Raw genomic sequence first — 16,896 nt, forward strand, 5'->3', positions numbered from 1 at the left:
TAAATACTATGAAACGTAAATTTTTTAAAAGCACATTATTATTTGCAGGGCTAGCATTAATGACAATAGGATGTTCATCTGATGATAATTCTAACCCAGATACAGGAGAGGAATTTAAAGGTAAGCAATTTCAATTAGCTTATGCTAGTGGATCGGGATCACAGTCAGCTACTTATTTACAAGGGGTAGATAAACTAACGGAAGGAGAAATAAGTTTTAGTAAAAAAGGATTCCAAATGCCTTCATCCCGAACTTCTCGAATATATGTATCAAAAGATGGAAAGTATGTATATAATTTAAATTATACTGTGGGAGATTTACGAAAATATGAACATAAAGGTGGACAAAATTACACTCAAGTAGGTCATATTGAATCTGCTCCTGTATTAGGGACAAAAACAGGTAGATTTACTAAAATTAATGAAGATATGGGGTCTGTTCATTATATAACTGCAGCGCCTCAACATGCCGGAGAAAATGGAGAAGGTGCTTATTTAGGGCATAAAATTACTGCAAGTATTGCTCTTATAGATTTAAATAAATGGTCATTTTTGCCAGGAGCACAAAAAGAAATTAATGTTAAACTTAGTGACGAATTTACTAAAAAAGGATATTACATAAGTAGGATTGATTCGCCTGTATTAGTTGATAATAAACTTTATTATGGTGCTGCTGTTAGCCTTTATGATCCAAGTACTGGAAAAAGAAAACCTACAGATAAAACTTTTACTTTAGTTGTTGATAAAAATAATTTGTCTAAAACGGATGTAATCACAACAGAGCATGTTGTAGGAAGTACTAACGGATATCGTACACCAACTTTATATGTAAATAACCAAAAAGAAGTTCTTCAAATGGTAAATGGAACTGATAAGACATATATTGCAAAAATTAAAGATGGTAAATATGATACTACATTTAAATTCGATTTAGGTAGTGCCTTAGGTGGAAAGAAAGTTTCTAGTAATGGATGGTTTTATATAGGAGATGGTATAGGTTATATGCCTTATGAGAAACTTGATGCACCAGAGATCGAAATGGGAGTGGATCCTAATGGTAAACCAACAACTACTCATGCATGGGGATTAGCACGTATAGACTTAAATAATAAAACTGCGGTGGATTTAGAAGTGCCAGCTAACTTATGGTTGACACAATATCAGACATCAGTTGTAAGAGGAGGAAAGTTCTATATTGCTTTAGCACCTGTTTCAGGAAAAGGAAATGTTTACATTTATGATATTAAGTCAACAGCTAAAAAAGGACAATTAGGAGCAACAATAACAACTGGAGTAGATCAGTATTATATAGGTGTATATTAGGATAGAAAAGAATAAAATGTAAATCATTTTATCAATGAAAATAGGGATAATCAGTATGTGATTTATCCCTGTTTTTATTAAGTATTTTAAGAAGTGGAGAGATAATTTAGTCTTCTCTCTCTAATAAATCTGGTCTTCTTGTCTTTGTGTGTTCATAAGCCATATCTTCTCTCCACTTATCTATAGCAGCGAAGTTTCCACTTAGTAACACATCTGGAACTTTCCATCCCTTATATTCAGATGGTCTAGTGTATATAGGAGGGGCTAATAAGTTATCTTGAAAGCTATCAGTCAATGCTGAAGTTTCATTAGAAAGTACTCCTGGGATAAGACGGATAATAGCATCGCATAAAATAGCTGCCCCTAGCTCTCCACCAGATAAGACATAATCTCCTATAGAGATTTCCTTTGTGATGAAATGGTCACGTACACGTTGGTCTACTCCTTTATAGTGTCCACATAGAATGATAATGTTTTTAAGCATAGACATTCCATTGGCCATTTGTTGATTTAAGGTTTCGCCATCAGGAGTCATATAGATTATTTCATCATATTCTCTCTCGGCTTTTAATGCAGTAATACATTTATCTATCGGCTCTACACTCATAACCATTCCTGCTCCACCACCGAATTGGTAGTCATCTACATTCTTATGCTTATTAGTACTATAATCACGTAAGTTGTGAAAATGTACTTCTACTAGTCCCTTCTCTATTGCTCTTTTTAGGATAGAAGCTTGAAAAGGGCTCTCTATTAATTCTGGTAAAACGGAAATAATGTCTATGCGCATAATTACTTTTGATATTTTGGCAAATGTACAATTGTATTCTGTAACCTACAAAATTGTATTAGTGGGCTTGGCTTTTTGAAAAAAGCTGAATGATTAAGACTCCTGTAATTATAAATGCAATTCCTATTAAAGCAGCAGTATCGAGTTTTTGTTTGTATAAAAAGTAAGCCGCTATAGTGACCAACACAATTCCAATCCCTGACCATAAAGCATATGCAATTCCAATAGGTATAGTACGTAAGGTCAAACTCAATAAATAAAAAGCACCTACATAACCAAGTAAAGTTATAGTGGTAGGAACAAGTTTAGTAAATCCTTCACTAGCTTTAAGAGTAGTTGTAGCTATAGTCTCTAAGAGTATAGCAAGAAGTAAGAATAGTATATTCTTCATTTTTTAATGCAAAAGTAGCTTTTTATTAGGTCTATTAAAATTGTGTAAGGCAAAATACTTTATGATATATGATTTGAAAATTACTTTCTTAGAAGTAATGGATATAGATTATTGAAGCTAATAATGAATATTAGAAAAGAAGTTATTTGATAGTTATGAATTTAAATTAAAGAGATAGGCTATTGTAGTACTTCTAATTTTACTGTAATTATTATAATTTCTTATGTTATCTTAAGATTTCTACATCTGAATTAGTTTAAATTTGTATCTATGAGTTTATCAAAATCAAATGTGCTATTTATGGCAGCGATTACAGGTTTAATCGTTGCTAATTTATATTATTGTCAACCATTAATTCCTTTGATATCAGAAGAGTTTGGTGTGTCTGAAGCTTCAGCAGGAACACTTACCTATCTGACTCAGGCAGGGTATGCTGTAGGGATGTTTTTAATGATTCCTTTAGGAGACATGCTCGAAAGGAAAAAACAAATTATTATAACAACAATATTTGCTACTATTGCTTTAGCCCTAACTGCAATTGTACAAAATTTCTTTTTATTACAGATTATTAGCTTTGTCTTAGGAGCGACTTCTATTGTCCCTCAGTTAGTCTTGCCATTAGCTGCTAGTTTATCTTCTGATGAGCAACGCGGAAAAGTAATCGGAACAGTAGTGAGTGGATTACTTATAGGGATATTGTTTTCTAGAACGCTTAGTGGCTTTGTAGGTGTATGGTTAGGATGGCGAGGTATGTTTTGGATAGCTACTATAGTAAGTATTATTATCGTAATCATGATTCAAATTAGACTACCCTATAATAAACCTACCTTTAATGGAAAGGTCAAAGACTTATATAAATCTCTTTTTGTCTTAATAAAAGAACAACCTGTATTAAGGGAATCAACAGGAGTAACAGCTTTAGCTTTTGCTCAGTTTGGAACTTTTTGGACTACGATGGTATTACTTTTACACAATGAACCTTTCGGATATGACTCTGCTGTAATTGGGGCGTTCGGATTGATAGGTGCATGTGGTGCTTTTGCAGCTCCTTTAGTAGGAAAAATAGGGGGAGCAGGAGGAGCTAGAAAGTTGATACTATATGGCATATTCATGACATTCATAAGTTTTGTAATATTTTATTTTTCAAGTGCTTCAGTGATAGGGCTTATTATAGGTATTATTTTGATAGACTTAGGATTACAGACTATACATGTATCTAATCAAACGCGTATTTATTCTCTTTTACCTGAAGCTCGCAATAGATTAAATACTGTCTATATGTCATTTAGTTTCCTTGGAACTGCTTTTGGCTCGGCTTTTGGACTATATTTGTGGAAGTTTTTTGGATGGAGTGGAGTATGTATAGGAGGTATGTGTTTAGCATTATTATCTCTAGTAGTATATCTTGCTGCAAATAAGAAATCATAAAAGAAAGAATTAGTCTTAAGACTAAGTGAAGTAATTCAAAAACGATAAAAATTAGAACAATGGAAAACGGTATTTACGCTAAGTTCAACACATCAAAAGGAGCAATATTAGTAAAGCTTACAGAAGAATTAACACCTGGTACAGTTGGTAACTTCGTAGCTTTAGCAGAAGGTAATTTAGAAAATAGTGCACGTCCACAAGGAAAACCATACTATGACGGTCTTAAGTTTCACAGAGTTATTCCTGACTTTATGATCCAAGGAGGTTGTCCATTAGGTCAAGGTTCTGGAGGTCCAGGTTATAAATTTGATGATGAGTTCCACCCAGCTTTAAGACATGATGGTCCTGGTGTATTATCTATGGCTAATGCAGGTCCAGGTACTAACGGGTCTCAATTCTTTATTACGCATGTTGCTACACCTTGGTTAGATGGTAAACATACTGTTTTTGGTAAAGTTGTTGAAGGACAAGATATTGTAGATGCAGTAGCACAAGGAGATATTTTAGAGTCTGTAGAGATTGTAAGAGTAGGAGAGACTGCTGAGAAATGGAATGCTATTGAAGCTTTCAGAACTTTTGAAGGAGCTAGAGAGAAAAGAGAAGCTGAAGCTAAAAAAGCTGCTTTAGTAGAAGTAGAGAAATTATCTGCTGGTTTTGAAGAAACTCCAAGCGGATTAAGATATCAAATGATTGTTAAAGGTACAGGTAAGAAAGCAGAGAAAGGTAAAACTGTTTCTGTACACTACAAAGGTGCTTTAGCAAATGGACAAGAGTTTGATAGTTCTTATAAAAGAAAAAAACCTATTGAATTCCCATTAGGACAAGGTTATGTAATCGAAGGATGGGACGAAGGAATTGCTTTATTAAACGTTGGTGATAAAGCTAGATTCGTTATCCCTTCTTATTTAGGATATGGAGAAGCTGGTGCAGGTGGGGTTATTCCTCCAAATGCAACTTTAGTATTTGACGTAGAGTTAATGGACGTAAAATAATAAGTTATATAAAAACTCTCAACTTACAGTTGGGAGTTTTTTGTTTAAATGATTACATTTTATGAAAGAGGATTTCTTAGCTTGTTTAGAACGTATTCGACCATATGCACGTTATACTCCAATTATGGAGTCTGGTCAAATAGAAAACTTTTTAGGTAACGATTTGTACTTTAAGTGTGAAAATTTTCAACGTGCAGGTGCATTTAAGATGAGAGGTGCAGCCAATGCTATTCTTCAGTTGACAGAAGATCAGAGAGCAAAGGGAGTGATCACTCACTCTTCTGGTAATTTTGCGCAGGCTTTAGCTCTTGCTGCTAAATATCTTGGAGTGAAATGTTATATCGTAATGCCAAAAGATGCTCCTGATGTTAAGCGTAATGCAGTAATGGCTTATGGAGGAGAGATTATAGACTGCATTGCTACATTAGAGTCTAGAGAACGTATTTGCAATCAAGTGATAGAGGACACAGGAGCAACATTTATACATGCATCTAATAATATAGATGTTATTATGGGGCAAGGTACTGCCGCTATGGAATTGTTAGAAGCGTACCCTGACCTAGATGTTATTATCACTCCAGTAGGTGGAGGAGGCTTAATTGCAGGCACTGCATTAGCAGCAAAAGCTTTTGGTAAGGATACTATTGAAGTAATAGGAGGTGAACCTTTAGAAGCAGATGATGCCTATCGTTCTTTAATGAGTGGGCAGATTGAGTGTAATGAGACTACAGATACTATAGCTGATGGTTTGCGTACCCAATTAGGGGATATTACTTTTCCTATTATCAAAGACCATGTATCTAAAATTATACGTGTACGAGAAAATGAAATTATTAGTTCGATGCGATTGATATGGGAACGTATGAAGATTGTTGTAGAACCAAGTAGTGCTGTTGCTTTAGCAGTATTGATAAAAGAAAGACCTTCTTTTGCAGGAAAGAAAGTAGGGATTATTCTTTCTGGAGGTAATGTTGATTTGAATAATTTACCTTTTGAATAGATTATTACAAAAGGGTGTCAAACTAATGACACCCTTTTTTATATCGGTTTCTTTTTTAGTACAGGCAGTTTTATTTCTTTTCTACCGAAGTAAAGTCCAGCTACGATTAGTATACCTCCTAATATCTGTAAGAACCCTAATACTTCATCATCTAATAATCCCCAACAGAAAGCTACTAAAGGCATTAGTAGAGATACAGACGAGGCAAAACTAGCATTGGTCTCATGGATAAGTTTATAGTAATAGATATTAGCTAATGCACTACCAAATAAAGCCAATAAGAAGACAAAACCAAGTCCTTTCAATGCTTCAGGATGTTCACCGATAGTTTGAAAGAAGCCTGATGATGTTAATACAATTAAGGCAGGTATAAGTAAGACTAGTTCTATAAATGCTGTCCAGACAATAGGAGGAATATTACCCATGTATTTCTGAGTTAATAATCCACTATAAGCATACATTAAGGAAGCGATTACTAATAATAAATGATAGAACCACTCATCCGATACAAGACCTGTAGATTCAGGAGACTGTAATAATAAAATGACTCCAATAAAAGAGAGGATAACTCCTGTGACTTCTCCAAGGTGAGTTTTGTACTTAAAGAATAAAACACCTAATACAATTACGAATATCGACATTAAGGCATTTAATATTCCGGCTATAGAACTATCTAGGTGTACTTCTGCTATTGGGAATAAAAACATAGGAATAAAGCTTCCTACTAGAGCAGTAAGAAATAACCAGTGAAATGTTTTCTTAGGTAACTTTTTAATATGCTTTAGAGAAATAGGCAATAAGAATAAACCTGCAAAAGTAATTCTAAGTGCACCTACTTGTATAGGAGTAAAATATTCTAAACCTCGTTTGATAAGGATGAAAGACGATCCCCATATTAAGGAAAGGATAATGAGTGTTACCCAGTGTTTTGGTTTAAGTTTCAAGGCGTTTATTATTATGTTGTTTTGATAGGGCTAATATAAAAAAAGACCACAATAACTTTGTGGTCTTTTATATAAACGAAGCTTAGTCAGCTTATTATTTTACTTTTCTAGTATCTAAGTTACCGAAGTACATTTCTTGGAAACTTTTAATCACTCCGTGATCGATACGTTTGTAGAATGTTTTAGGATTAACTTCTTGAGTATTCTCATATCCACAAGCACTGATGAACTCTCCTAAAGCTTTCATTGTGTTTTTATGGAAGTTAGCAACACGCATTCTCTTATCTGTTACATCTAATCCTTTGTATAATGTCTCATCTTGAGTTGCAATACCTACTGGACAGTGACCACTATCACATTGTAAAGCTTGGATACATCCTAAAGCGAACATCATACCACGAGCACTATAACAAGCATCTGCACCTAAAGCCATTGTTTTAGCAATGTCAAAAGCAGAAATGATACGTCCTGATGCTAGTATTTTTATTTTATCTCTTAATCCGTTTTCGATTAATGTTTTATTAGCGAATACTAAAGCATCATTTAATGCCATACCCATGTAGTCAATAAACTCTAATGGCGCAGCTCCTGTTCCTCCTTCAGCCCCATCGATAGTGATAAAGTCAGGGTGAATACCAGTTTCTACCATTGCAGCTACGATATCTAAGAACTCATCTTTCTTACCAATACAGATTTTAAAACCAATTGGTTTACCATTTGATAGTTTTCTTAATCTAGCGATGAAGTGAACTAATTCAGTAGGGTTAGAGAAAGCTGTGTGTCCTGATGGAGAGTGTACTGTAGTGTGAGGAGTAATACTACGGATTTTAGAAATCTCTAGTGTATTTTTCTCAGCAGGTAAAAGACCTCCGTGACCAGGTTTAGCTCCTTGAGATAGTTTTAACTCAATCATTTTTACCTCTGGGTAGTTAGAACGCTCTTCGAATAAAGTATCGTCAAAGAAACCTTTTTCATTACGACATCCAAAGTATCCAGTACCGATTTGCCAAATTAAATCTCCTCCAGAACGGTGGTATTGACTAATACCTCCTTCTCCTGTATTGTGTGCAAAACCACCTATCTTAGCTCCTTCATTAAGAGCAGTAATAGCTTTTTTACTTAATGCACCATAACTCATCGCACTAATGTTGTAAACACTTGCACTATAAGGTTGGCTACATAAGTCGCTACCGATAGTAGTTCTAAAGTTTGTATCTGATATATGTTTAGGGTATACTGAGTGAGAAGCCCATTCGTAACCGATACGGTTAGGGTCATCTTGCATACCGAAAGAAACAGTTTGTTTCTCGTTTTTTGCTCTTTGATAAACAATAGAACGCTCACGTCTATTGAATGGTTTACCGTCTAATTCTCCTTCCCAAAAGTACTGACGCATCTCTGGTCTGATTGATTCAAACATATATCTGAATCGTGCAAAAATTGGGTAGTTTTTACGAATTGTATGTTTGTTTTGTATTTTGTCGATTATAGCAAGTGTTGCAAGAAAACCTGAAATAACGATATTTACTATACTAGCAGTTGATTGGTATAATACAAATGAAGTAATTGCGTAAATAAGGTAAAGGAAAACGACAGCCATCGTTAATTGTCCAAATGTAAACCGATTTAAAAATTTTTTGTGAAACATAAAATAGAATTTTAATGCAATCTTTTGTTGTTTAGTTTGTAATAGAATTAGCGTTTATTTTGTTATTCTTTTTCATAAGTTATTTTATGAAGATTGCCCTAATTTCTTAGTCTCAAATCAATCAATACCTTATGAAATTTACGAAGCAAAGGTAGCAAAGATTTTGAATTTACCTCGTTTTTGTAATTATAATTTTGTGAATATAAAGCCTTGAAAATATCATATTGATAATTTAATACTAAATTACTAGTAGTACTTTGAAAATATGCTATTTATCCTTTGATTATATACGCTTATTTCAATTTTAGATCTATTATCTTGTTCTTGTTTTTGAACTGTTCACTATATATACTTTGTTTCCCTGATGTAAAATAGGCTACAAAGCATACTACCGCTAGTAATATAGCATATTCTATGCCAAAAAGTTCTATGCCCATAAATGTACAAGCAAGCGGCGTTTTAGTAGCTCCAGCGAAAACAGCTACAAAACCTAATGCAGCCATTAGGCTTATTGGTAATCCTACATAAAGAGAGAGGTAACTACCTAGTGTCGCCCCTATAAAGAATAGAGGTGTAACTTCACCTCCTTTAAAGCCTGCCCCTAAGATTAATGTGGTGAAGACTATTTTTAGTATAAATACTTCCCAGTTCATTTGTATAGTGAAGGAGTCTACGATAGTTGGAACACCTAGTCCTAAGTAGCTTTCATTACCTATCGTATGGATTAAGAGTATAAAGAGTAGCGCTCCTATAAAAGGTCTTAGGGGAGGGTAGGTGATAGTTGTGGTAAATAGCTTTCCCCATTTTTGTAAAAACAGGATGAATAGATAAGCTGTTAGACCAAATACTACTCCTATTACTCCACATTTCAGTAACGTAGTTATAGTATGTGAGATAGGTATATCTACAGTGTATATGGTATGATGTATTCCCCAAGCGATACAAGTGTAATGACTTATATAAGCTGTCAGAATAACAGGTAATAGACTATTAAGTTTAAAATTTCTTAGGAGCATTAATTCGAATGCAAAGAAAATACCTGCTATTGGAGTTCCAAACACAGAGGCAAATCCAGCACTAACTCCCATCAGAAGAATAGTCTTTCTAGCTTCAGCACCTAGATGTAAGTATTTATTAAGTTGATCTGCTATAGTACCTCCCATTTGTACAGCAGTACCTTCACGACCAGCAGATCCTCCAAATAGATGAGTAACCCAAGTTCCTAATAGAACTAAAGGGAACATTCTAAATGGTATTGTCTTAGAAGGAGTGTGGTATTCTGATATGATTAGGTTATTCCCTTGATTAGCTTCTTTGCCATAGTAGTGATATAATAATCCTATTAAAAAACCACCAAGAGGTAAAACATATAATAAGTAAGTATGAGAGATTCTTAACTCTGTTACTTCTTCTAAGATATAAAGGAATAGGGCAGATATGCTACCTATTATTGTCCCAGAAAGGAGAATAGCAATGAACCATCTTATCAGTAGAGAAAAAGAAATATTTTTTGGATTAAAAGCTTGTTTAAAGCTTGAGAAATTTAAATGCATAGTCTATCATTCAGTTTTACGTTAGTATACTATTATGTTAGACGTCATCAGCATTCTATAGAGAAGCGGTTCGAGGCAGACATCATTGCCTATGATTTATAAGTCAAAGGTATAAAAAAAGTCCGAGTTGAATAACTCGGACCTATTTTATTTTGTGTGTTTCTATTAAATATCGTCAAAACTAACATCAGTAAATGAACTTACCTCATTCTCTGACTGATATTCTTTTTTGAAATCTTTTTGATGTCTCTCAGAAATAACTTCTTCTCCCTTGTGATCTACTACGAATTGAGTCATCTCATCTAATATCTCTCTAAAAGCACCGAAATCCTCTTTGTATAAATAGATTTTGTGTTTTTTAAAGTGAAAAGATCCATCTTCTTCCGTGAACTTTTTACTCTCAGTAATTGTTATGTAATAGTCATCTGCCTTTGTAGATCTAACATCAAAGAAATAAGTTCTTCTACCCGCTCTTAGTACTTTTGAAAAAATTTCTTCTTTTTCTAACATTTCGTTATCTCTCATAATTCCTTCTTATCAATTAATTGATTTGTTCATATAGCATTCAAAAGTCTAAAAAAAAACTTAATAAACCAACTATTTATAATAATTCTTTTTCATTTAATTGTTTTTGGTATAACTCTCTATAGTATCCTTCAGTATGAATAAGTTCGTTGTGTGTACCCTGTTCTACGATTTGACCGTGGTCTAGTACGATTATTTGGTCTGCATTCTTAGCAGAAGAAACTCTGTGTGTGACAATTAGTGTCGTGATTTCTTTGCTGTGTTCTTCTAGATTTTGCAGTATTTTCTCTTCAGTTTCTGTATCTACAGCAGATAATGCATCGTCTAAAATTAGAATAGGAGCATCCTTTATCAGTGCTCTAGCGATAGAAACACGTTGTTTCTGACCTCCGGATAGCGTAAGCCCTCTTTCTCCTAGCGTAGTGTTATATCCCTCATTGAATTGAGTGATATTATCGTGTACAACAGCCTTTTTAGCTACTTCGATGATTTCTTCTTCAGTAGCATCTTCTTTACCAAATCTAATATTGTTACTGATGGTATCAGAGAATAAGAAAGCATCTTGAGGTACTACAGCGATACTGTTTCTCAGATCCTTTAGATTACAGTCTTTGATAGGTGTGTTATCTATATAGATATTTCCGCTAGTGACATCGTACATTCTACTGATTAGCGTAAGTAGAGTAGACTTACCAGACCCCGTTTTACCTAATATAGCAAGTGTCTTTCCTTTTTCTAAAGTAAAAGAGACGTCTTTTAGAGCCTGTATACCTGTATCTTCATAAGTGTATGACACTTTGTCAAAGGTGATATTCCCTTCTACGTTAGTTGGGTTAGGATTCGTATTGTATATCTCAGGTTGTTCGTTTAAGAATTCATTGATACGCTTCTGAGAAGCTTCTGCTTCTTGGATCATTGAAGATACCCAGCCAATAGAAGCAATAGGCCATGTCAGCATATTAATGTACAGGATAAACTGAGCGATAATACCGATGTCTGGTATACTACCATTGAAGAACATTAAGGCTCCGACAGCAATCACCACTAAGTTACTCAACCCGATTAAGAAGATCATCAGAGGAGCTATTAAAGCACTAGATTTCGCTAAGTTTAAGTATTTGTCTTTACTCTCTTGTGTTAGTGTTCTAAACTCGTTTTGCTTTTCTTGTTCTATAGAATAAGCTTTGATTACTCTTATTCCAGAGAACATCTCTTGTGAGAAAGTAGTTAGTTTAGATAGATTAGCTTGGAAGATAGAACTTCTCTCGTTAATCTGCTTACTTAATTTGTAGATAAAATATCCTAGTAATGGAAGTGGTACTAACGAATACAGGGTTAACTGTGGAGAGATTAAGTACATCTGTGTCAGTACTACAGCAAAACGGATTAATGTATTGATAGAGTACATCACAGCAGGTCCCACATACTGTCTTACCTTACCTACATCTTCGCTGATGCGGTTCATTAAGTCTCCAGTTCTATTTCTTTTATAGAAACTCTGAGATAGCACCTCATAATGTTTAAAGACATCATTCTTTAAGTCAAACTCGATATGACGTGACATCACGATCAGTGTTTGTCTCATTAAGAAGGTTAAGAACCCTGCTATTAAGGTAGTGATTAGTATCCAGAGGATATTATTGAGTAGGATAGAGGTTACTTCTCCTTTGTCGAAGACAGTCATCTGTTCTAATGTACGGATAGAGTCTCCTACTAACTTAGGGGTGTATAATGTAAATATCTGTGCTACTATAGTAATAATAACACCTATTAAGAAACGATATTTATATTTATAGAAATACTTATTTAATTGACTTAATGCGCTCATACTTGGGATAAATGCTATATAGAAGCATTTTTAATAATTGATAAAACTAGGCAAAAAAAGCTTGTCTAGCTTTGCAAAGATAAAGGATTATTAGAGATCCTAAATTTTAGAGTTTTAAATAAATTATTAAAATTCAAGTTAAATTATATAGTTCTATTAAATTTCTGATTTGATTAAAAGTATATTTTTATACCTTTGCCCTCGTTATACAAACAACATATAATTTATTTTTTTTAAAGTTCTTAAGTAGCATGTTAAACAGAAGACACATTCGTATAAAGGTTATGCAAACGCTTTATGCAATGCAACAAAGTAATTCTGAACAAATTCAGTCAGGAGAAAAGTTTCTAATCAATAGTATAGAGAATATACAAGATCTATACTTATTAATGATTACAACCTTAGTAGAGATTAGAAAAAAAGAAGTCGAGTATATCTCCTTAGCACAAAAAAAACATTTAGCTACTGCCGCAGAACGAAACCCAAGCAAGCGTTTTATCGAGAACAGAGTTCTAGACCTATTAGAAAGCTCTACTTCTATATCGAATAAGATAGAGGAGAAGAAGATAACTACATGGCAAGTACACGATAACTATATCCAAATGTTATTGGACGAAGTGAAAGAGAGTACTTTCTTTAAAGCTTATATGGCTAAGAGTGAAGTAACTTTTGAAGACGATCGTCAGTTCGTATGTGACATCTTTACAGAAGTTATCGCTCCTAATGAGAAAATCTATGAGTTCTTAGAAGATAGTAAGTTAACTTGGTTAGACGATATTCCTGTGGTGAATACCATGATCCAAAAACAACTTCGCAAGTTAAAAGAAAGAGATGTACAGTTCATCGTACCTAAGGTTTATAAAGATTCTGAAGACCAAGAGTTTGCAGTTAATCTTTATAGAAAGACGATTTTGAACTTTGCAGAGTTAACAAAAGAGTTTGAAGATAAAACACCTAATTGGGACCCTGAGCGTATTGCAGAATTAGACACGATTATCTTGAGAATGGCTATCTGTGAATTCTTAAAATTCAGCTCTATTCCAGTAAAAGTGACAATTAATGAATATTTAGAGATTGCAAAAGAGTATTCTACAGCAAAAAGTAGTATTTTTATCAATGGAGTATTAGATAATATTTCTAAAGTTTATAACGAGGAGAATAGACTTAATAAAATCGGTAAAGGATTGCTATAACCTTTCTAAACTAAGTAAAGAACTATGAGAAAAATTTTATTATTAACATTAGGGTTAGCTTTTACAGTAGTTTCTTGTAAAGAGAACAATGCTGCTTCTAGCTTGATTGACAGAGAGAATGCAGCTAAAGTAGAAGGTACTAGAACTAATGGAGAGTATCCTGAGATTGTTTTTGACAGAACAGTACATGATTTCGGTAATATTGCAAATAATGAATCTGTAACTACTGAGATCGAACTAAAGAATACAGGTAAAGCTGATTTAGTTATTATTAATGCTACAGCATCTTGTGGATGTACAGTTCCAGAATATCAAAAAACACCTATTAAGCCAGGAGAAACTTCAAAATTAACTGTTAAGTTTCAAACAGGGGCAGAAGGACAACAACAAAAAACAGTAACTTTGGTTACGAATACAAAAAAAGGAAATGAGACACTTACGATTAAAGCTAACGTAGGTCTTCGTAGTAATTAATAATCTATAAATAATACCAAATGGAAAATTTACAACAATTTTTACCTATAGTTTTAATGTTTGTGGTAATCTATTTCTTAATGATTCGCCCACAACAAAAGAAAATGAAACAAGAGAAAGCTTATGAAGCTAGTATTAAAGTAGGTGATCGTATTGTTACTAAGTCTGGAATTCACGGTAGAATCAATGAGTTACACGAAACTACAGTAATTATCGAGACGATGGCTGGTAAGCTACAAATGGAGCGCTCTGCGATCTCTATGGAAATGAGTCAAAAATTAAATGAGAAGAAGTAATTCTCATTGCACTATAAAAAAAGCGTTATCAATATATTGATAACGCTTTTTTTATGTCTTTTTTTAGATGAAAATTACTTCTTAATCTTTTCGAAATAAGTAATCAAGTCTATTAACCTAGAAGAATAACCGATTTCGTTGTCATACCATCCTACTACTTTTACCATTTTGTCTAAGACAGAAGTGAGTTGAGAGTCGAATAGACACGAGTTTGTATTCCCTAAGATATCTACAGAGACTATAGGATCTGTAGTATAGGCTAAGATTCCTTTTAACTCTCCTTCTGCTGCTTTTTTGAATGCAGCATTGATTTCCTCTATTTCTACTTTTCTTTTGACGATACAGGTTATGTCTGTCAATGATCCATCCGGTACAGGTACGCGTATACCCCCCCCACCAATATTGCCTTCGTATTCAGGAAATATTTTGGTCAGTGCCTTCGCAGCTCCTGTAGTAGTTGGGACTATAGACTGAGCAGCACCTCTAGCTCTTCTCAGATCTTTATGAGGTTGATCATGTAGACTCTGGTCAGTAGTATAAGAGTGTACTGTAGTGATATAAGCATGTTCTATACCACATAGCTCTTTAATTACTTTGACCATAGGAGCAGCATTATTAGTCGTACAGCTCGCATTAGAGATGATAAACTCTTCTCCTGTCAAGATATTGTGATTCACACCGAGTACGATAGTCTTGATGACATTGTCCTCTGGTGGTACAGATAAGATGACACGTTTAGCTCCTTGCTGGATATGTTGTTCTAATAGGGGATAGGTTTTTCTACGTCCAGTAGCTTCTATGACATAGTCTATATCTAACGTTTTCCAGTCTAGACCTGATATCTCACTTTCTCTAAAGAATGCTATTTTCTTACCAGCTACGATGATATGATCCTTGTCATAACTTACCTCTTTATTCAGTATACCATGTATACTGTCATATTTTAGTAGATGTGACATAGTCTGCGTATCAGCCAGATCATTTATAGCGACTACCTCTATGGTAGGATGATCTAAAAGGAGTTTAAAAAGGTTACGGCCTATACGACCAAAACCATTTATTGCTATTTTTATTTTACTCATAAGTGTAAAAAGAAGAAGGTCGCGAAGAACGCGACCTTATTTATATTATAAAAGGTGTTTTTGCGCTCGGTAAGATGAGCGAACTAAGGCACCACTTTCTACGTGTCTGAATCCTAATTCTAGCCCTATCTTTTCGTATTTCTCGAATTGCTCAGGAGTGATAAATTCCTTCACAGGTAAGTGCTTTTTACTAGGCTGTAGATACTGTCCGATCGTTAATACGTCAAGGTTAACAGCTCTTAGATCATGCATAGTTTGGATTACTTCTTCTTCCGTTTCTCCTAGTCCTAGCATGATACCAGATTTAGTTCTATTCACTCCTTTTTCTTTTAAGTATCTCAGTACTTCTAGGCTTCGATCATATTTAGCCTGAATACGTACCTCACGAGTCAGTCTTCTAACAGTCTCCATATTGTGAGAGACAATCTCTGGAGCTACTTCTATGATTCTATCGATATTTCTCTCTATTCCTTGGAAGTCTGGTATCAGTGTTTCCATTGTAGTACCTGGGCTGATTCTTCTCACTGCTTGCACAGTTTCTGCCCAGATAATAGATCCGCCATCTTTAATGTCATCTCTATCCACACTAGTGATAACAGCGTGTTTGATAGACATTAATTTGATCGAGCGCGCTACTTTCTCTGGTTCATCCCAGTCCACCGTTTCAGGACGTCCTGTCTTTACACCACAGAATCCACAAGAACGCGTACAGATATTTCCTAATATCATAAATGTAGCAGTTCCTTCTCCCCAGCATTCTCCCATGTTAGGACAACTACCTGAAGTACAGATTGTGTTCAGTTTATATTTATCTACTAAACCTCTAAGTTCAGTGTACTTCTTTCCAGTAGGAAGTTTTACACGAAGCCACTTTGGTTTAGCTTTAGGTTCTATATTTGAGTCTAAGATTGTATCCATAGTATGAGTTTATGAAAGTACAAATATACTTAATCTTAAGAGTTATACATTATTAATATATGCTAAAAGTTATCATGTTGTCACTGATTCATAATCTGTGACTTTACACTAGTGTATTTCTGTTCGCTATGTCCTTCTGTGTATGTGAAGAATCCCACCGTACACATTTGTTCTCATTGTCTTTCTCAGCTTTCGAAGAATCCATCCTACACATCCGCTCTTATTGTCCTTTTGAGTCTGCGAAGAACCCCATCCGATACATCCGCTCCCGATGTCATTTGGCTTGCACTTTCTAGGGGTTTTCTAGGGGTATCCTTGGGGTTTGCTTGCCTAGAAGGCCGTTTTGTCGAAGGAATGTGCAAGAATACCCCTAGCAATGTGCTAGTATAGTAAGAGGAAATAGAAAAATTAGCTAGTGAGGGCTATAAGGAGATGATGAGTATGTACTAACAGTAGTTTTATTGCCCAAAACAACAAACTTTAAGACAAAAAAAATAAAAGTAGTGTTTGTA

General features: G+C 34.4%; 16 protein-coding genes and 1 riboswitch. Of the genes, 7 read left to right on the plus strand and 9 right to left on the minus strand.

Going from position 1 to position 16,896, the window contains the following annotated elements; all coding sequences use genetic code 11:
- Positions 1 to 8: 8 nt before the first annotated feature.
- On the plus strand, positions 9 to 1,322 hold the full coding sequence (locus tag E0Z07_RS09675; RefSeq protein ID WP_006257006.1) for a DUF4374 domain-containing protein: 1,314 nt from the start codon (positions 9 to 11) through the stop codon (positions 1,320 to 1,322).
- A 106-nt stretch (positions 1,323 to 1,428) separates the two neighbouring features.
- Here the strand turns inward: E0Z07_RS09675 and trmD are convergent, their stop codons facing one another.
- On the minus strand, positions 1,429 to 2,112 hold the full coding sequence (trmD, locus tag E0Z07_RS09680) for a tRNA (guanosine(37)-N1)-methyltransferase TrmD (RefSeq protein WP_006257005.1): 684 nt from the start codon (positions 2,110 to 2,112) through the stop codon (positions 1,429 to 1,431).
- A gap of 58 nt (positions 2,113 to 2,170) precedes the next feature.
- Positions 2,171 to 2,503, minus strand: coding sequence for a DMT family transporter (locus E0Z07_RS09685; RefSeq protein ID WP_006260721.1), 333 nt, complete (start codon positions 2,501 to 2,503; stop codon positions 2,171 to 2,173).
- Positions 2,504 to 2,773: 270 nt separating this feature from the next.
- Between E0Z07_RS09685 and E0Z07_RS09690 the strand changes: the two genes are divergently transcribed.
- From E0Z07_RS09690 to E0Z07_RS09700, 3 genes are all read left to right on the plus strand, one after another.
- Positions 2,774 to 3,931, plus strand: a complete 1,158-nt coding sequence (locus tag E0Z07_RS09690) for an MFS transporter (protein ID WP_006260722.1) — start codon at positions 2,774 to 2,776, stop codon at positions 3,929 to 3,931.
- Between the two features lie 59 nt (positions 3,932 to 3,990).
- Positions 3,991 to 4,923, plus strand: a complete 933-nt coding sequence (locus E0Z07_RS09695; RefSeq protein WP_006257002.1) for a peptidylprolyl isomerase — start codon at positions 3,991 to 3,993, stop codon at positions 4,921 to 4,923.
- A gap of 61 nt (positions 4,924 to 4,984) precedes the next feature.
- Positions 4,985 to 5,923, plus strand: a complete 939-nt coding sequence (locus E0Z07_RS09700) for a pyridoxal-phosphate dependent enzyme (protein WP_006257001.1) — start codon at positions 4,985 to 4,987, stop codon at positions 5,921 to 5,923.
- Positions 5,924 to 5,961: 38 nt separating this feature from the next.
- On the opposite strand, the gene E0Z07_RS09705 is transcribed toward E0Z07_RS09700, so the two are convergent.
- From E0Z07_RS09705 to E0Z07_RS09725, 5 genes are all read right to left on the minus strand, one after another.
- On the minus strand, positions 5,962 to 6,867 hold the full coding sequence (locus E0Z07_RS09705; RefSeq protein ID WP_006257000.1) for a DMT family transporter: 906 nt from the start codon (positions 6,865 to 6,867) through the stop codon (positions 5,962 to 5,964).
- Positions 6,868 to 6,961: 94 nt separating this feature from the next.
- Positions 6,962 to 8,515, minus strand: coding sequence for an FMN-binding glutamate synthase family protein (locus E0Z07_RS09710; protein ID WP_006256999.1), 1,554 nt, complete (start codon positions 8,513 to 8,515; stop codon positions 6,962 to 6,964).
- 293 nt (positions 8,516 to 8,808) lie between these two features.
- Positions 8,809 to 10,068, minus strand: coding sequence for a chloride channel protein (locus E0Z07_RS09715; RefSeq protein ID WP_006256998.1), 1,260 nt, complete (start codon positions 10,066 to 10,068; stop codon positions 8,809 to 8,811).
- A 31-nt stretch (positions 10,069 to 10,099) separates the two neighbouring features.
- A riboswitch (Fluoride riboswitch) is annotated at positions 10,100 to 10,167 on the minus strand.
- 66 nt (positions 10,168 to 10,233) lie between these two features.
- The gene (locus E0Z07_RS09720) at positions 10,234 to 10,593 is read right to left on the minus strand and encodes a PUR family DNA/RNA-binding protein (RefSeq protein WP_006256997.1); all 360 of its coding nucleotides are present in this window, start codon (positions 10,591 to 10,593) and stop codon (positions 10,234 to 10,236) included.
- 76 nt (positions 10,594 to 10,669) lie between these two features.
- Positions 10,670 to 12,421, minus strand: a complete 1,752-nt coding sequence (locus E0Z07_RS09725) for an ABC transporter ATP-binding protein (protein WP_131540609.1) — start codon at positions 12,419 to 12,421, stop codon at positions 10,670 to 10,672.
- 251 nt (positions 12,422 to 12,672) lie between these two features.
- Between E0Z07_RS09725 and nusB the strand changes: the two genes are divergently transcribed.
- The 3 genes from nusB to yajC are packed head-to-tail and all read left to right on the plus strand — an operon-like array spanning position 12,673 to position 14,384.
- Positions 12,673 to 13,614 (plus strand): transcription antitermination factor NusB, encoded by a 942-nt coding sequence (nusB, locus tag E0Z07_RS09730; protein WP_006256995.1) that lies wholly within the window; start codon positions 12,673 to 12,675, stop codon positions 13,612 to 13,614.
- A 24-nt stretch (positions 13,615 to 13,638) separates the two neighbouring features.
- Positions 13,639 to 14,088 (plus strand): DUF1573 domain-containing protein, encoded by a 450-nt coding sequence (locus E0Z07_RS09735; RefSeq protein ID WP_006256994.1) that lies wholly within the window; start codon positions 13,639 to 13,641, stop codon positions 14,086 to 14,088.
- A 20-nt stretch (positions 14,089 to 14,108) separates the two neighbouring features.
- The gene (gene yajC, locus E0Z07_RS09740; RefSeq protein WP_006256993.1) at positions 14,109 to 14,384 is read left to right on the plus strand and encodes a preprotein translocase subunit YajC; all 276 of its coding nucleotides are present in this window, start codon (positions 14,109 to 14,111) and stop codon (positions 14,382 to 14,384) included.
- A gap of 74 nt (positions 14,385 to 14,458) precedes the next feature.
- Here yajC and gap read toward each other — a convergent pair whose 3' ends face one another.
- Together gap and lipA are read right to left on the minus strand one after the other, a co-directional pair.
- Positions 14,459 to 15,466, minus strand: coding sequence for a type I glyceraldehyde-3-phosphate dehydrogenase (gap, locus tag E0Z07_RS09745; RefSeq protein ID WP_131540610.1), 1,008 nt, complete (start codon positions 15,464 to 15,466; stop codon positions 14,459 to 14,461).
- Between the two features lie 45 nt (positions 15,467 to 15,511).
- Positions 15,512 to 16,384: a lipoyl synthase gene (gene lipA / locus E0Z07_RS09750; protein ID WP_006256991.1), complete on the minus strand. Its 873-nt coding sequence runs from the start codon at positions 16,382 to 16,384 to the stop codon at positions 15,512 to 15,514.
- Between the last annotated feature and the right edge of the window lie 512 nt (positions 16,385 to 16,896).

It is taken from the genome of Myroides odoratimimus (assembly GCF_004337635.1).
Lineage (GTDB): Bacteria > Bacteroidota > Bacteroidia > Flavobacteriales > Flavobacteriaceae > Flavobacterium > Flavobacterium odoratimimum.

Bases quoted from the DNA above. Each gene is read 5' to 3' on its own strand.
- E0Z07_RS09695 (WP_006257002.1), top strand. From the start codon at position 3,991: ATGGAAAACGGTATTTACGCTAAGTTCAACACATCAAAAGGAGCAATA.
- nusB (WP_006256995.1), top strand. From the start codon at position 12,673: ATGTTAAACAGAAGACACATTCGTATAAAGGTTATGCAAACGCTTTAT.
- E0Z07_RS09675 (WP_006257006.1), top strand. From the start codon at position 9: ATGAAACGTAAATTTTTTAAAAGCACATTATTATTTGCAGGGCTAGCA.
- E0Z07_RS09685 (WP_006260721.1), bottom strand. From the start codon at position 2,503: ATGAAGAATATACTATTCTTACTTCTTGCTATACTCTTAGAGACTATA.
- E0Z07_RS09735 (WP_006256994.1), top strand. From the start codon at position 13,639: ATGAGAAAAATTTTATTATTAACATTAGGGTTAGCTTTTACAGTAGTT.
- trmD (WP_006257005.1), bottom strand. From the start codon at position 2,112: ATGCGCATAGACATTATTTCCGTTTTACCAGAATTAATAGAGAGCCCT.
- E0Z07_RS09710 (WP_006256999.1), bottom strand. From the start codon at position 8,515: ATGTTTCACAAAAAATTTTTAAATCGGTTTACATTTGGACAATTAACG.
- E0Z07_RS09690 (WP_006260722.1), top strand. From the start codon at position 2,774: ATGAGTTTATCAAAATCAAATGTGCTATTTATGGCAGCGATTACAGGT.
- yajC (WP_006256993.1), top strand. From the start codon at position 14,109: ATGGAAAATTTACAACAATTTTTACCTATAGTTTTAATGTTTGTGGTA.
- lipA (WP_006256991.1), bottom strand. From the start codon at position 16,384: ATGGATACAATCTTAGACTCAAATATAGAACCTAAAGCTAAACCAAAG.
- E0Z07_RS09700 (WP_006257001.1), top strand. From the start codon at position 4,985: ATGAAAGAGGATTTCTTAGCTTGTTTAGAACGTATTCGACCATATGCA.
- E0Z07_RS09720 (WP_006256997.1), bottom strand. From the start codon at position 10,593: ATGAGAGATAACGAAATGTTAGAAAAAGAAGAAATTTTTTCAAAAGTA.
- E0Z07_RS09725 (WP_131540609.1), bottom strand. From the start codon at position 12,421: ATGAGCGCATTAAGTCAATTAAATAAGTATTTCTATAAATATAAATAT.
- gap (WP_131540610.1), bottom strand. From the start codon at position 15,466: ATGAGTAAAATAAAAATAGCAATAAATGGTTTTGGTCGTATAGGCCGT.
- E0Z07_RS09715 (WP_006256998.1), bottom strand. From the start codon at position 10,068: ATGCATTTAAATTTCTCAAGCTTTAAACAAGCTTTTAATCCAAAAAAT.